General features: G+C 71.1%; 13 protein-coding genes and 1 tRNA gene. 10 read left to right on the top strand and 4 right to left on the bottom strand.

All coding sequences use genetic code 11. The features are described from left to right. Positions 1–74: 74 nt before the first annotated feature. Complete coding sequence (locus tag ACGFU6_RS18095) at positions 75–887, bottom strand: decarboxylase (protein ID WP_393611855.1); 813 nt, start codon at positions 885–887, stop codon at positions 75–77. A 206-nt stretch (positions 888–1093) separates the two neighbouring features. Between ACGFU6_RS18095 and ACGFU6_RS18090 the strand changes: the two genes are divergently transcribed. The 10 genes from ACGFU6_RS18090 to ACGFU6_RS18045 all read left to right on the top strand — a co-directional run bounded on the left by ACGFU6_RS18090 (position 1094) and on the right by ACGFU6_RS18045 (position 10372). Then, positions 1094–2053, top strand: a complete 960-nt coding sequence (locus ACGFU6_RS18090) for a D-2-hydroxyacid dehydrogenase (protein WP_393611853.1) — start codon at positions 1094–1096, stop codon at positions 2051–2053. Positions 2054–2308: 255 nt separating this feature from the next. Then, positions 2309–3211 carry an ectoine/hydroxyectoine ABC transporter substrate-binding protein EhuB gene (gene ehuB / locus ACGFU6_RS18085; RefSeq protein ID WP_393611852.1) on the top strand — a complete coding sequence of 301 codons (903 nt, stop codon included), beginning with the start codon at positions 2309–2311 and terminating at the stop codon, positions 3209–3211. A gap of 19 nt (positions 3212–3230) precedes the next feature. Next, the gene (ehuC, locus tag ACGFU6_RS18080; protein ID WP_393611850.1) at positions 3231–3965 is read left to right on the top strand and encodes an ectoine/hydroxyectoine ABC transporter permease subunit EhuC; all 735 of its coding nucleotides are present in this window, start codon (positions 3231–3233) and stop codon (positions 3963–3965) included. After that, entirely contained in the window at positions 3962–4606 is a 645-nt protein-coding gene (gene ehuD / locus ACGFU6_RS18075) for an ectoine/hydroxyectoine ABC transporter permease subunit EhuD (RefSeq protein ID WP_393611848.1), read from the top strand. Before ehuC ends, ehuD begins: the two co-directional genes overlap by 4 nt. Further along, positions 4596–5447, top strand: coding sequence for an ectoine/hydroxyectoine ABC transporter ATP-binding protein EhuA (gene ehuA, locus ACGFU6_RS18070; protein WP_393611846.1), 852 nt, complete (start codon positions 4596–4598; stop codon positions 5445–5447). The genes ehuD and ehuA overlap by 11 nt, the downstream gene beginning before the upstream one ends. Positions 5448–5613: 166 nt before the next feature. Then, complete coding sequence (locus tag ACGFU6_RS18065; protein ID WP_393611844.1) at positions 5614–6372, top strand: IclR family transcriptional regulator; 759 nt, start codon at positions 5614–5616, stop codon at positions 6370–6372. Between the two features lie 244 nt (positions 6373–6616). Continuing rightward, a complete protein-coding gene (locus tag ACGFU6_RS18060) occupies positions 6617–7108 on the top strand; it encodes a zinc-binding dehydrogenase (protein ID WP_393611842.1) in 492 nt (163 codons plus the stop codon). Between the two features lie 205 nt (positions 7109–7313). Further along, positions 7314–7387 (top strand) — tRNA-Lys (locus tag ACGFU6_RS18055). A 163-nt stretch (positions 7388–7550) separates the two neighbouring features. Further along, positions 7551–8711, top strand: coding sequence for a winged helix DNA-binding domain-containing protein (locus ACGFU6_RS18050; protein ID WP_393611841.1), 1161 nt, complete (start codon positions 7551–7553; stop codon positions 8709–8711). Positions 8712–8866: 155 nt separating this feature from the next. After that, positions 8867–10372 (top strand): MFS transporter, encoded by a 1506-nt coding sequence (locus tag ACGFU6_RS18045; RefSeq protein ID WP_393611839.1) that lies wholly within the window; start codon positions 8867–8869, stop codon positions 10370–10372. Here the strand turns inward: ACGFU6_RS18045 and ACGFU6_RS18040 are convergent. From ACGFU6_RS18040 to ACGFU6_RS18030, 3 genes are all read right to left on the bottom strand, one after another. Beyond that, on the bottom strand, positions 10349–12025 hold the full coding sequence (locus ACGFU6_RS18040; protein WP_393611837.1) for an AMP-binding protein: 1677 nt from the start codon (positions 12023–12025) through the stop codon (positions 10349–10351). The two genes, ACGFU6_RS18045 and ACGFU6_RS18040, sit on opposite strands and share 24 nt — an antisense overlap. Before the next feature lie 26 nt (positions 12026–12051). Further along, complete coding sequence (locus ACGFU6_RS18035; protein WP_393611835.1) at positions 12052–12642, bottom strand: lytic polysaccharide monooxygenase; 591 nt, start codon at positions 12640–12642, stop codon at positions 12052–12054. Between the two features lie 159 nt (positions 12643–12801). After that, positions 12802–14496, bottom strand: a complete 1695-nt coding sequence (locus ACGFU6_RS18030; RefSeq protein ID WP_393611833.1) for an SPFH domain-containing protein — start codon at positions 14494–14496, stop codon at positions 12802–12804. Positions 14497–14507: the final 11 nt, after the last annotated feature.

The raw sequence follows: 14507 nt of genomic DNA, 5'->3' as shown, positions 1-14507 counted from the left end.
CCTCGTACGTCCGGAGAGAACAAACAGGAGGATGACTCCGTTTATTCCGGGACCCGGTTGCCCCGGGCCCGCTGTTATTCCTGGGTCCCGCCGGGGCCCCCGCCGTGCGCGTACGAGCGGCCGCTCCCCCAGATCCGCCGGGCCTGCGGTTCGGCCGGGGCGGGCGGCGCCTCGCGGGACGCGAAGAGCGTGCCCAGCCGCGCGCCCCAGGCGGGGCGGTCGGCGAGGCGCAGGGCCTCCCGGACGGCGACCTGGTTCGCGGTGAGGACGGGCTTGCCGAGCAGCTCCTCCAGTTCCGCGAGGTGGCTGACCGTGTGCAGGGCGGTGTCCGGCAGCAGTACCGCGTCCGCGTCCGGGCGGTCCGCGGCGGTGGCCAGCTCCTTGATCCGGTCCGGTCCCCACTCCGCGGCCTCGGCGGCACTGGCGGCACCGGCCGCGTGGGTGGCGAGCACCTCGATGCCCTCCTCCTCCAGGAACGCGGTGAAGCGCGCGGCGATCTCCTCGGGGTACGTCGCGGCCACGGCGACCCGGGCGGCGCCCAGCTTCCGTACCGCGTGGACGTAGCCGATGGAGGTGCTGGAGACGGGTACGCCCAGCGCCCGGGCCACGCCCGCGGCCTGGTCGCGGGCGCCCTGCGGGCCGTACAGGAAGCTGCCGGCGTCGCAGGCCCAGACGACGGACTCGACCCCGGAGCGCTGCAGCTCCTCGGCGCCGGCCGCGAGCCGCCCGGGGGTGCCCAGGGCCCGCAGGGCGTCCTCGCGGTAGGCGTCGTCGGGGCTCTCGGTGTGGTTGATGACGAGTCTGATGGTGCTGTCGAGCAGGATTTCCATCCGCGGGAAGTCGTCCGCGGCGAAATGGCCCGGGTAGAGGAATCCGACGGTCGTCATGTCCACCCTTCCTGTGTGCCGGCTGCTGTCCGGCTGCCTTGCGACTGCCGTCCGGCTGTCTTCTGGAGCTCCCCCGTCTCCGTTCAAGTATTCCCCCATCCGCCCCGGTCATCGCCCCGACCTGTTGACGGGGCCCGGGGCGGCTGCGAGCGTGGGGACGGAGCCCGCCCAGGGCCTCTCGGCCGACGCGGGAGGAATCGTCCCCCATGCCGGAGCCCGTGCTGCTCGTACTGGACGCCGATCCACCGCCCCGGCTCGGCCGGCTGGCCGGACGGGTCCGGGTACGGCACGCCGACGCGGCCGGACTGGCCGCACAGCTCCCCCACGCCGACGTCCTGCTGGTCTGGGACTTCACCTCCGACGCGGTGCGGGAGGCCTGGCCGGGTGACGGGCCGCGACCGGCCTGGGTGCACACGGCGAGCGCGGGCGTGGACCGGCTGCTCTGCCCGGAGCTGGCGGACAGCGACACCGTGGTGACCAACGCGCGGGGCGTCTTCGAGCAGCCGATCGCCGAGTACGTGGCGGGGCTGGTGCTGGCGTTCGCGAAGGACCTGCCCGAGACCCTGGAGCTCCAGCGCGCGCGGCGGTGGCGGCACCGCGAGAGCGTTCCGGTCGCGGGCTCACGTGCCGTGGTCGTCGGCGCCGGGCCGGTCGGGCGGGCGATCACCCGGCTGCTGATGGCGCTGGGCGTCGAGGTGGCGCTGGTGGGCCGCACGGCCCGGCGCACGATCCACGGGGCGGAGGATCTGGACCCGCTGGCGGCGCGGGCCGACTGGGTGATCTGCGCGGCGCCGCTGACCCCTCGGACGCACGGGATGTTCGACAGCCGGTTCTTCGGGCTGATGCAGCCGTCGGCCCGGTTCATCAACGTGGGGCGCGGCCCGATGGTCGTCGAGGACGATCTGGTGGACGCGCTGCGCAGGCGGTGGATCGCCGGTGCGGCGCTCGACGTCTTCGCGACGGAACCCCTCGGCCCGCAGAGCCCGCTGTGGGACGTGCCCGGTCTGGTCGTGTCGCCCCACATGAGCGGCGACACGGTGGGCTGGCGGGACCGGCTGGGCGAACAGTTCGTCACGATGTACGAACTGCGCTCCGCCGGGCAGCCGTTGCCGAACGTGGTGGACAAAAGCCTCGGATACATCCCCGGAACGGATCTCGACGGGTGACCCCAACCCGGCCCGTTCAATGCCGACTTCATCACCCCATTGCGGACATCTGCTGATAACACCCCGTCATCCGTCGCATCCCGCAAGGAAGTACACCCTGCACACATCTCGTCGCGCTCCGCCCAACTTCGGACACGGGAAGGTCACCCTCCGGCCACCGTTCGGTTACATGCGATCTCCTGCTGCATAGACGTACGGGAGCGGGCAGGCGTTCACCCTGTCCGGACTGTTCGACCTTCCAGGAGACTGCGAACCATGGCTGATTTCCCGAACCTGTCCCGCCGGGGCTTTCTCAACCGATCGGCAGCCGTGGGCGGTCTGCTCGTCGTCCCCGGCCTGCTCACCGCTTGCAGCAAGACCGGCGCCGACTCCGCGGACGGCGAGGGAGCCCTCGACAAGCTCCGCAAGCAGGGCTTCGTCCGGGTGGCGTACGCCGACGAGGCCCCGTACGGCTACATGGAGGGCAAGGAGCTCAAGGGCGAGGCGCCCACCCTGCACCGGGAGATCTTCAAGGCCCTGGGTGTCGACGAGCTGCGTCCCACTCTCTCCGAGTGGGACGGACTGATCCCCGGTCTGCAGGCCAGCAAGTACGACGTGGTCAGCGCCGGCATGGCGATCACCCCGGAGCGCTGCGCCAACGCGCTTTTCTCGGAGCCCGAGTTCATCTCGCCGACCGCGATGATGGTGAAGAAGGGCAACCCGAAGAAGATCACCGACCTGGCCTCCGCGAAGGCGGCCGGGATCACCATCGGCGTGATGGCGGGTGCGGTCGAGGGCTCGTACGCCGAGGGCGCGGGCATATCCAAGGACAAGATCAAGACCCTGCAGAAGCCGCAGGACGGCGCGGACGCGGTCAAGGGCGGCCGGGTCGACGCGTTTCTGCTCACCGGCATCTCGCTGCGCTGGCTCGCCAAGACCAACGCGGGCACCGAGGTCACCGACGCCTTCCTGCCGGAGCTCAAGGGGAAGAAGCAGTACAGCCCCGGCGGCGCGGTCTTCCGCAAGGGCAACGAGGAGCTGCGGGACGCCTTCAACCGCGAGCTGAAGAAGATCGTCGCGGACAAGTCACGCTATGTGGAGCTGCTGCGGGACTACGGCTTCGGGGCCTCCGAGCTGCCGCCGACGACGCTGAAGACGGCCGATCTGTGCAAGGGCTGACAGGGACGGAACCCACCGCATGAGTGATTTCTTCTCCGCCTTCATGGACGACCTCCCACAGGTGCGCTCGGGCCTGTGGGTGACGCTGGAGGCCACCGTCTTCGGCGCACTGCTGGCCCTGCTGCTGTCGTTCGTCCTCGGCCTGATGTCGATGAGCCGGCTGCTGCTGTCGCGCGGTGTCTCCCGCGTGGTCGTGGAGTTCTTCCGCGGCACCTCGCTGTACGTCCAGCTGTTCTGGTTCTACTACGCGATGCCGTCGCTGACCGGGTACGAGTTGTCCCCGCTGTTCTGCGGTGTCCTCGCCTTCGGCCTCAACTACGGTGCGTACGGCGCCGAGGTGGTGCGCGGGGCGATCAACTCCGTGCCGCGCGCCCAGTACGAGGCGACGATCGCGCTCAACATGACGCCGCTGCACCGGATGCGCAAGGTGATCCTGCCGCAGGCGTGGGTACAGATGCTCCCCTCCCTCACCAACCTACTGATCCAGCTGCTCAAGTGCACGCCGCTGCTGTGGCTCATCTCGGCGGCCGACCTGATGACCGCCATCGAGAAGCTGCGCAGCCGCACCGGTGAGACCCTCACCGCGTACGTGACGCTGCTGGCCTGCTACTTCGTGCTGGCCTATGCGATGACCCTGCTGATGAACCTGCTGGAGCGGTCCGCCAAACGGCGCCTCGGCCTGGAGACCGGCGGGGGCAGCCTGTTCAAGTCCCGCAGCGCCGTGACCGCCGCAGCCGCCGGAGGTGCCCGGTGAACGAGGGATTCAAGTGGGACGCCGTCGGCGAGGCCCTGCCCCTGCTCCTCCAGGGGTTCAAGATCACTCTGCTGGCCACCCTGCTGGGCACGGTGGTCGCCGCGGTGCTCGGGCTGGTGATCGCGGTCGCCGGACGGGCCCCGAGCCGGCTGGTGACCGTGCCGGTGAAGGTGGTGATGGAGTTCATCCGTTCCACCCCGCTGCTGATCCAGCTCGTCGGCGCCGCCACCGTGTTCAGCTCGGTGGAGCCGCTGTACATCGGCATCGTGGTGCTGGGCATCCACTACGCCACGTACACCTCCGAGGTGTACCGCGCCGGGATCGACAGCGTGCCGAAGGGCCAGTGGGAGGCATGCCGGGCGCTGTCCATGTCGTCCCGGCGGACCTGGCAGGCCGTGATCCTGCCGCAGGCGGTGCGCAACGTGCTGCCCGCCCTCGGGAACTACGCGATCCTGATGTTCAAGGAGACCCCGTTCCTCGCCGTGATCACGGTTCAGGAGATGGTCTTCAAAGCCCGTGAGTACGGGGCCGAGCACTTCGTGTACACCGAGGTGTTCACGCTCGCCGGCCTGATCTTCCTGGTCGCGAGCTACCCGACCTCACTGCTGATGAGAAAGCTGGAGAAGCGCCTTGGCCACTGAACCTCTCCCCCTGCAGAAGACCGCGGCCACGGCCCCCGAGGACGTCGTGCCGGTCTCCACCTCCAAGGACACCGGGCATCCGCTGGTCCGCTTCGACAAGGTGGTCAAGCAGTACGGCGACCATGTCGTCCTCGATCAGCTGGACTTCACGGTCGAGCGCGGCGAGCACGTCACCCTGATCGGGCCCAGCGGTTCGGGCAAGACCACGATCCTGCGGCTGCTGATGACGCTGGAAAAGGTCAGTGACGGCGTGATCCGGATCAACGGCGATCCGCTGACGCACATGACGGCGGCGGACGGTTCACTGAAGCCGGCCTCCGAGAAGCACCTGCGCGAGGCGCGGAAGAAGATCGGGATGGTCTTCCAGCAGTTCAACCTCTTCCCGAACATGAAGGTGCTGCAGAACATCACCGAGGCGCCGGTCAACGTCCTGGGCATGGACCGCGACAAGGCGGAGACCCGGGCCCGGGAGCTGCTCGACCTGGTCGGGCTCTCCGCGAAGGTCGACGCCCACCCCTCCCAGCTCTCCGGCGGCCAGCAGCAGCGGGTCGCGATCGCGCGGGCGCTGGCGATGGAGCCGGAGATCCTGCTCCTGGACGAGGTGACGTCGGCGCTCGACCCGGAGCTGGTGGCCGGTGTCCTGGAACTGCTGAGCGACATCGCGCGCAACACCGACATCACCATGCTCTGTGTGACCCACGAGATGAACTTCGCCCGGGACGTCTCGGAGAAGGTGCTGATGTTCGACGCCGGACGGGTCGTGGAGTCCGGTTCGCCGGAAAAAATCTTCACGGATCCAGAGCACGAACGCACGCGCGAATTCCTCAACGCGGTGCTGTGACCTCGGCATCCGTCGTTCGCCATTGACTCTGGCATATGCCAAGCGAGTGCGCCCCAGTTCGCAGCGCCGGGGCGCACCGCCGAGTCGTCAACACCAGCCCCTGAACAGGGCTTTGGCGGCTATCGTGAGGGCAGAGCTTGCGGTCACAACCTGGTAGGGGGAAACCGTGGCGTTGAAGCCCGAACCGACCGCGCCGTTCCATTCGGTGCAGTACGCCCTTCGTGTTCTCGAAACCGTCTCCAAACACGGCAACGGTGTGACGGACACCCAGATCGCCCGGGAGACGGGGCTGCCCGTCGGGCACCTCGCCTCCCTGCTGCTGATGCTGCGCCGCGAGGGGTACGTCGAGCAGATCGCCGACGGCGCGTACGTGATCGGCGCCTCGCTGCTGCTGCTCGGCTCCGGCGCGGCCCGCAGACAGGCCGTGGAGGTCCGGCTCCAGCAGGCCCTGGTGCAGCTGCGCGACTCGGTCGGCGCGGCGGTCTACATAAGCCGGTACGTGGACGGCGAGATCCGGGTCACCCAGTACGCGGACGGGCCGCGCACCCCGGCGGTCAACGAGTGGGTGGACTTCCGGTCCGCGGCGCACGCCTCGGCGATCGGCAAGTGCCTGCTGACCCAGCTGGACCAGAACGGCCGCCGCGACCACATCTCGCGGCACAAGACCGCACGGCTGACCTCGCGGACGATCACCAGCGAGCAGGTCCTCTTCTCCAAGCTGGACAGCCAGCCCGCGACGGTCCCGGTGCTCGACCTCCAGGAGTACGCGGTCGGCACGGTGTGCGCGGCGGTGCCGCTGACCGCCGGGGCGTCGGCGGGATGCCTGGCGCTCTCGCTGCCCGTCGAGGACGCGCACCGGCTGCGCGAGGCGGCGGACACCCTGAACCGGCGCGCGGCACCGGTGCTGCTGTCCCTGGCCCTCTAGTGCCGCGGCAGCCAAGGTCCGCCCCGTCGCGACGCCCGGCACGCACTCTCGGCGTGCCGGCCGAAAACCCAAGTACATCCAGTACAAGGGCTTCCGGCCGGCACGCCGAGAGCACGCACCTGACGCCGCTCCTTGACGGGCAAACCTTGACTGACGCGGCACTAGGTTCCGTCCGGCGGATCAGGTGACTGCCGGATTTCCGGCTCGTTGTGTCTGGCATGGGGCGGGGTGCGCGGGCACCACCGTGAGTGAGACGGCGGTGCGCTTCGCGCTGCACCGGGGTATTCGGGTGATCGCCACAGCCGGGCCGACCCGGGCCACCGCCCTGGAAGAGATCGGCGCCCAGGTGACCGCCTACGGCGAGGGCATGGCCGAACGCGTCAGCGCCCTGGCCCCGGGCCCCGTGGACCGCGCTCTGGACACCACGCCGGCCGGGGGCCGGATCGACCGCGCCGACCAGCCCAGTCCGGCCGGCGGCTCGCTACCGACCCTGATCGGACTGACCGGGGATCCCGACCGTGTCCTCACTGTCTCGGACTTCGCCGCCGCAGCCGAGCTGGGCGTCCGGATCACCACCGAGATCCGCTACGACCAGATGAACGAGTTCGCCAGGCTCGCCGGCGAAGGCATCCTGGCCGTACCGGTCGCCCGCACCTACACCCTCGACCAGATCCAGGAAGCGGCCAAGCTCAGCCAGTCCCGCCGCCCCGGCGGCAAGCTCATGCTCGTCCTGTGATCACCTTGCCGGCCTGGTCGGGCGAAAGGAGCCCACCCACTCCGATGATCACGCGGTGACCGCACCCGTTGCCGACCAGGGTCCCTGCAAGATCGCGAAATCACACTGGAGTACCAGGCCTGTCCGGCTGGGGGCCTGCGGCCCGGGTCCGCCGGGGGTTGTCATTCGCACCCCTGAGGACCAGGTATTATTTTCGTGTCAGCAGGCGCCGCTAGCTCAGTTGGTTAGAGCAGCTGACTCTTAATCAGCGGGTCCGGGGTTCGAGTCCCTGGCGGCGCACAGACAACGCACGAGGCGGTCTCCGTTCAACGGGGCCGCCTCGTGCGTTTCCGGCGTGCTCCGAGCCCGCCTGTGGACATCTCCTCGGCACAAGATCCGTACTTTCCGTAGTAGCGGACAGGCTCTGTCCGCTATCTCCGCCATCGTGACGTACGCACCGGTCATGTACAGCAGCTCACGGAAGCGGGTCACCATGCGGAAGCGGAAGCCTGAGAACACCACGACCGTCCTCGACAGCCGCGCTCTCAACCGCGCCACCCTCGCCCGTCAGCACCTGCTCACCCGCAGCGACGCGTCCGTGCCCGAGGCGGTGGCCCACCTGTGCGGGCTGCAGGCGCAGGAGCCCCAAGCGCCCTTCACCGGGCTGTGGTCCCGGCTGGCCGGGTTCAGGCCGGAACAGCTGGACGACGCGCTGACCGGCCGCGCGGTGGTGCGCACCCACCTGATGCGCCGCACCGTCCACCTCATCTCCCGCGACGACGCCCTCGCCTGGCGGGCCCGCCACGACGCCATGCTGCGCGGGCGGATGCTGGGCACCTACCGGAGCGAGCTGGCCGGGATCGACCTGGAGGAGCTCGCCGCCGCCGGCCGCGCCGTGATGGCCGACCGGCAGCCCCGCACCATGGCCGAAATCGTTCAGGAGGTTCAGGACCGCTGGCCCGGCCCACCGCGCCGCGTCCTGGGCGAACTGCTCGTCGCCGCGCTCCTCCCGATGGCCCAGCTCCCGCCCCGGGGCCTGTGGCACCGGACCTCCGGGGTGCGCAACCTGCCGCTGGCCGCCTGGCTGGAGCAGGACATCGCCCCGCTGCCGGCCGGGGACACCGGGGACGGCGACCCCGTGGGGCAGCAGCTGCTGCGCCGCTACCTCGCCGCCCACGGGCCCGCCGCGAGCGCGGACCTGCGTGCCTGGTGCGGCCTCGCCGGCCTGCCCGCCGCCGTCAAGGCCATCCGGGAGGAGCTCGTCGCCTTCCGGGACGAGCGCGGCCGCGAGCTGCTCGACCTGCCGGACGCGCCCCGGCCCGACCCCGACACCCCGGCCCCCGTCCGCTTCCTGCCCGCCTTCGACAACGCGATCCTCGGGTACCACGACCGCAGCCGCATCATCGACGCCCCTCACCTCGGCCTGTCCGTCGCGGGCCACCGCGCGGTCCTCGTCGACGGCCGCGTCGCCGCCACCTGGTCCGTGCGCGAGCACCGGCTCCACATCAGCCCGTTCCGCGCCCTCACCACTCAGGAGCGGGAGGCGGTCCACGCCGAGGCGCAGGACCTGTCCGTCTTCCTGGACGAGGGCATCGAGCAGGTACGGCTCGACACCGCCGGCTGACGAGCGCGGCGCGACCGCCAGCCCCACCGATCAGCCCCACCGATCCCGCCCAACCGGCTTCCTCCGAGGCCGGTTTCGTGCTGCCCACGACGATGTACAAATGTTTTACACATCCGTACTAGACAAGCGTTTCATACGCTTGTACATTTCCTGGCATGACAACACCTCCGAGCACCACCACGGCACCCGGCGAGCGCGCCGGCCGCAAGGAGTGGACCGCTTTCGTGGTCCTGCTGCTCCCCCTCCTGCTCGTCTCGATGGACGTCTCCGTCCTCTTCTTCGCGATCCCCTCCATCGACCGGGACCTCGCGCCCAGCGCCACCCAGCAGCTCTGGATCTTCGACGTCTACGGCTTCGCGCTCTCCGGCCTGCTCATCACGATGGGCTCGCTCGGCGACCGGATCGGCCGCCGCAAGCTGCTGATGATCGGCGCCCTCGCCTTCAGCACGGCCTCGGTGGGCGCCGCCTACGCCAGCACCCCGGAGATGCTCATCGCGGCCCGCGCCCTGCTGGGCATCGGTGGTGCGACGCTGATGCCGTCGACGATGGGCCTGGTGCGGAACATGTTCCGCGACGCCGGGCAGCGCAGCCGGGCCGTCGGCATCTGGTCCGGGGCCATGGCGGGCGGGATCGCGCTGGGCTCGGTGCTCAGCGGCGTCATGCTGGAGCACTTCTGGTGGGGCTCGGTCTTCCTGATCAACGTGCCGGCGATGGTGCTGCTGCTGATCCTGGTCCCGGTGCTGGTCCCGGAGTTCAAGGACCCGAAGCCGGGCCGCTTCGACTTCCTCAGCGTGCCGCTGTCGATGGGCTCGGTGCTGCCGGTCATCTACGGGATCAAGGAGACCGCCGCCCACGGCATGGACACACGTAACGCACTGCTCATCGTCGCCGGGCTCGTCATCGGCTGGTTCTTCGTCCGCCGGCAGCGCGGCCGCGACGACGCGATGATCAGCCGGGAGCTGTTCCGGGGCCGAGGCTTCGCCGCCGGGATCGGCCTGAACGCGCTGGCTTCCTTCGCGATGATGGGTTCCGCCTTCTTCACCACCCAGTACCTCCAGTCGGTGCTCGGCATGAGCACGATGGAGGCCTCGCTGTGGAGCCTGGCCCCGTCGCTGGCGGTCGGCGCGGCCGCACCCACCGCCACGGCCGTCGCCCAGCGGGTCGAGCGGAGCCGGGTCATCTGCGCCGGCTTCGTCATCGCGGCGGCCGGCTTCGGCATCCTCGCCCTGTCCGGCACCGACTCCCTGTGGCTGCTGCTCGTCGGATCGGCCGTGATGAGCAGTGGCATCGTGACCGTCATGGCGCTCGTCTCGGACCTGGCGCTGTCCACCAGCCCTCCGGAGAAGGCGAGTTCGGCCGCCTCCCTGCTGGAGACCGGGCAGGAGTTCGGCGGAGCGATGGGGATGGCCCTCCTGGGCGCGGTGGCGACCGCGGTGTACGCCGCCCAGATGCCGGACTCCGCGCCGGACGTGGCCCGCAAGACGCTGCCGGGGGCGCTGTCCACCGGTGACGGTCCGCTGATCTCGCTCGGCCGGGAGGCCTTCGTGCACAGCATGAGTTACGCCTCGGCGGCGGGGGCGCTGCTCCTGCTGGCGGGGGCCGTCCTCGCGGTGACGCGGCTGCGGCAGTCGGTCCTCTCAGACCCCTCCGGCGTCCGATGACAGCAGTCCGGCCCGGCCGTGCTCCTCGAACTCAGCTGTGAGGGAGTTCAGTTGTTTCTCCCCGAACGGTACGTAGGCACCCTCCCGGTCCCGGCACCACACATCGGTCCCGGCCCGAAACCCTTCCAGGCGCAGCCCGACCCGGTGCACCTTGTTCGTCGCGGTCACGGGCATCGTGGGCACGATCCGTACGAACCGGGGCGCCATCTTGGTACCGAGGTCGGGCTGGTCGCGGAGGAAGGCGGCGAAGGCCACCGGATCGAACCGGGCCCCCTCGCGCAGCGCCAGCGCCGCCATGACCTGGTCCCCCGCGACCGGGTCGGGCACCGCGTAGACCGCCACGGCCGCCGCGTCCGCCCAGCGGGCGAGGATGTTCTCGATCATCGCGGCGGCCAGGTTCTCGCTGTCGACCCGGAGCCGGTCCTCGGTGCGGCCGGCGAAGTAGAGGAAGCCGTCGGGGTCGCGGAAGAAGAGGTCGCCGGTCCAGTACCAGCCGCCGCGCACCCGGGCGGCGTCCGCCTCCTCGTTGCGCCAGTAGCCCTCGAAGGGGGTCCGGCCCCGGTTGACGAGCTCCCCTATCGCGGCGGCGCCGTTGAGCAGCTTCCCGCCCTCGTCGAAGACCGCGGCGACCCGCTCCCGGCCGGTCGAGGGGTCGACGACCGCGAGATCGTCCCGGTCCGCGGCCCGGCCGATCGCGCCGGACGGGGTGTCCGGGGTCCGCTGGATCGCGGCGCCGCCCTCCGAGGAGCCGTAGCCCTCGACCAGCCGCACCCCGAACCGCTCCCGGAACCGGGCCGCGTCGACCGCGCCCGCCTCGGTGCCGAAGCCGATCCGCAGCGGGTGATCCCGGTCGTCGGGGCGCTCGGGGGTGGCCAGCAGGTACTGCACGGCGCGGCCGACATAGGTGAAGTAGGTGGCGCCGTGAGCGCGTACGTCGGCGAGGAAGGCGGATGCCGAGAAGCGGCGGCGCAGGGCCACGGCGGCTCCCCCGGCCAGTGCGGGTGCCCAGTCGGCGATCACCGCGTTGCCGTGGAACATCGGCATGCAGATGTAGTGGACGTCCTCGCGGCCGGTCCCGAAGTGCTCGACGAGCGACTGACCGGCCGCGGCGAGGCGCCCCTGGGTGCAGAGCGCGGCCTTGGGCGCACCGGTGGAGCCCGAGGTGAAGTAGAGCAGCATCCGGGTTCCGGGCCCGGGGCGGGCGATGACCGTGTCGCCCGGCTCGGCCCCGGCGTAGGGGGCGAGCAGCGCGGCGTACGCCTCGGTGTCGGTGACCAGCACCCGTACGCCCGGCAGTTCCAGGCCGTCGAGCAGCGGGAGGCGGGAGCGCTCGGTGATCAGCACCCGGCATTCGGTGTGCGTGATGTCGCGGGCCAGTTCGGCGCCGCGACGGGTGGGGTTGATGCCGGCGACGGCGGCCCCGGCCAGGGCCGCCGCGCTCAGCCAGAGCGGGAATTCCGGGGTGTTGTCGAGCAGCACCCCGAGGTGCGGTTCGCTGCCCGCCGGCAGCAGATCCGCCAGGAGCGCGGCCCGTGCGGCAGCGCCCGAGGCGACCTGATGATGACTGAGGACGGTGTCCTCATGTCTCAGTCCCGGCCGGTGGTCGCCCCATTGGCGCTGTACGAGCTCCGCGACGGTGCCTGCGCTCCTCATGGCGCCGCACGGTAACTGACTAAGCGTCAGAACTGAACATCGGAGCACGAGTAGAACGCGTTGGCCGTGTCCGCGATGTTCCAGACGCTCAGGATGATGTGCTTTCCGGTCTTCTGGGTGGGGATGGTGCCCTGCTGGGTCAGCGTGGCGGGCGGCTGCTGGTTGTTGTACGGCACCGTCATGAACGGCTGCGACTCCAGGTCGGAGCGCTTGAGCGGCTTGGTGGGGTCCCAGCCGTTCTTGGTGATGTAGTAGCGGAAGTCCGTGGTGGCGTGGCGGGCGGTGAACTGCCAGCGGAAGCTGAAGCCCTGCCCCGCGGTGACGTTGGTGGCGGGCCAGTTGCCGCCGCGCGGGTCGTCGAGCTGCGCGAACTCGCCGTGACCACCGGAACAGATCGCACCGTCGGCGGGGCCGGCCGCCGGGAAGCCCTTGGGGCCCTCGACGCTCTGCGGCTCCCACTGGATGTTGCCGCAGCCGGTCACCGTGCCGTTGGCACAGAGCTTCTGACGGCTGATGGGGTTGTCGGTGTAGCCGTGGCTGCTGGCACTGCTCGTCGCGAACATCGAGACGCCCGCCACCGCAAGGCCCACCAGGGCCGCACCTGTCTTCTTACGCATTGCTGACGCTCCTCGGATACGTGGGGGAGGTTCCATGAGCACTGCTGCGCGCGTGTCGTGCGGTCTAGACCAAGGCCTAGATTATTGACGGATCATGAACATGTCCAGACCAATGGGAGTCGGATTCCGGTTCACTCCGCACCGGCCTTCCGGACCGTTTCAGGCGCTGTCCCCACCACCGCGTCCGGTGTAGAAGGCAACGGTCAAGTCCTTCACCAGTGACTTCCGTTCGTAGTCGTCGAGCTCCACGAGACCCCGGGCGGTCAGCCGGCTGACGGTGTCGTCCACCGCGTCCACCACCGAAGTCAGCACGCTGTCGCGGTGTTTGGCGTCGATGGCCGCGATCCGGCGCCGCTGCATGGCCGCGGCCACCTCCGGCGCGTACTCGATCCCGGTCGGCTGCGCCGAGTACACCTCGATGCCGACCGGCTCGCAGTCCGCCTTCAGCATCCGGGTCAGCGCGTCCCCGACGGCCTCGGCGTTGCGCAGGGTGTGGGCGTCCTCGTGGAAGGCGTCGGCGGGGAGCTGGGACAGCACCCGGGCCATCGCCGCCTCGACCTGCTCCCGCAGGTACTCCTCGTGGTCCGCGATGCCCAGGGTCGCCCGCACGGTGTCCTCGACCCGCCACACGACGAGGACGACGACCCGCAGGGCCGTGCCGTTCGCGTCCACCGCGGGCAGCGGTTCACTGCGCCAGTGCCGCAGTCGTACGTCGACCCGGCGGCGCAGCAGCAGCGGGCTGACCCACATCAGCCCGGTGCGCCGCACACTGCCCCGGTACTGGCCGAAGAGGGTGAGCACCCAGGCGTACCCGACCCGGCCCCGGGTCAGCCCGCCGAGCGCGAAGAGCACCCCGGTCAGCAGCAGCGCGAGCGCCGCCCAGGCGCCGAGGCCGATGCCGTCGTAGGGGCGCGGGCCGAGCCCGAACCGGGACAGCACCCCGCCCGGCAGCGCACCCGCCCACCACAGGACCCCGCCCGCCGCGGCGAGTGCGCCGAGGGCGGCGAGCAGCGCGGCCCAGCCCGGCAGCGCGGGGCCGGGCCGTTCGTTCAGCCTCGGGTCCGCGACCGGCGCGGGCCTGGTGGAGGGCCGCACCTGCGGGGACCTGGGCACCGGCGGCCGCCGGACACCGGCCGGCTGCTCGCTCCCGGCCGCCCTGCGCACGACGGTGGCGGGCAGTGCGGCGGCGTCCGAGGCGGCCTCGGGGTCGTCGCGGAAGAGCAGGTGCACGGGGATGGAGGCGGTGCGCTCGTTGGCGATAACCGAGTGCCGGCGCCCGGTGTCCACCCGCACCTCGGTGCGCAGTTCGCCCGTGTCGCCGTCGCCGAAGGACAGCGAGAGGGAGGGCCCGAGGTCCCGGCGGGCCGGGGCGAGCCCGGGGCCGGGGAGGAACGGGCCCGCCGCCAGGGCCGGTTGCCCGGAGTCCTGCTGATCGCGTACGCCCCCGCGCGCGTCCTCGCGCGGCTCCGGACCTGCGGCCGCCCCGGAAGGCGGCGCCGGGGCCGCGCCCGGAACCGACACCGATGCCGAGGTCGCGCCGAAGGCGGAGCCCCCGCGTTCGCCCGCGCCGGGCGTCAGGTCGAGCACCAGGTCGACCACGGAGTCCGGCCCGGACCGCGCGACAGGACCGGTCCGGCCGTCCGCCCCCTCTCCCTCTCCCGCTCGCGGAGCCGGTTCCGGCGCCGGCCGGCCGCAGGGCCCGGCCCGGCCCGGCGTCCCGTCCGGCGCGGCCCACTCCCGCACCGGGAGCGCCCCGTACCTCTCCTCGCCGTGCTCCGGGCTGTCCGGGGCCCCGTTCTGTCCGTTCCGTCCGTTCTCCTGGTTCCCGGAGCTGTCCGACACCGTGGATCGCATTCCCGCCTCCG

The sequence above is a fragment of the Streptomyces sp. NPDC048462 genome, assembly GCF_043200175.1.
Lineage (GTDB): Bacteria > Actinomycetota > Actinomycetes > Streptomycetales > Streptomycetaceae > Streptomyces.
This window is presented reverse-complemented; position numbering and strand designations above follow the sequence as displayed.

What these genes read in the sequence shown, in the direction of transcription:
- ehuB (WP_393611852.1), top strand. Translation starts at nt 2,309, where the DNA reads ATGGCTGATTTCCCGAACCTGTCCCGCCGGGGCTTTCTCAACCGATCG.
- ACGFU6_RS18090 (WP_393611853.1), top strand. Translation starts at nt 1,094, where the DNA reads ATGCCGGAGCCCGTGCTGCTCGTACTGGACGCCGATCCACCGCCCCGG.
- ACGFU6_RS18045 (WP_393611839.1), top strand. Translation starts at nt 8,867, where the DNA reads ATGACAACACCTCCGAGCACCACCACGGCACCCGGCGAGCGCGCCGGC.
- ehuC (WP_393611850.1), top strand. Translation starts at nt 3,231, where the DNA reads ATGAGTGATTTCTTCTCCGCCTTCATGGACGACCTCCCACAGGTGCGC.
- ACGFU6_RS18030 (WP_393611833.1), bottom strand. Translation starts at nt 14,496, where the DNA reads ATGCGATCCACGGTGTCGGACAGCTCCGGGAACCAGGAGAACGGACGG.
- ACGFU6_RS18050 (WP_393611841.1), top strand. Translation starts at nt 7,551, where the DNA reads ATGTACAGCAGCTCACGGAAGCGGGTCACCATGCGGAAGCGGAAGCCT.
- ACGFU6_RS18040 (WP_393611837.1), bottom strand. Translation starts at nt 12,025, where the DNA reads ATGAGGAGCGCAGGCACCGTCGCGGAGCTCGTACAGCGCCAATGGGGC.
- ACGFU6_RS18035 (WP_393611835.1), bottom strand. Translation starts at nt 12,642, where the DNA reads ATGCGTAAGAAGACAGGTGCGGCCCTGGTGGGCCTTGCGGTGGCGGGC.
- ACGFU6_RS18095 (WP_393611855.1), bottom strand. Translation starts at nt 887, where the DNA reads ATGACGACCGTCGGATTCCTCTACCCGGGCCATTTCGCCGCGGACGAC.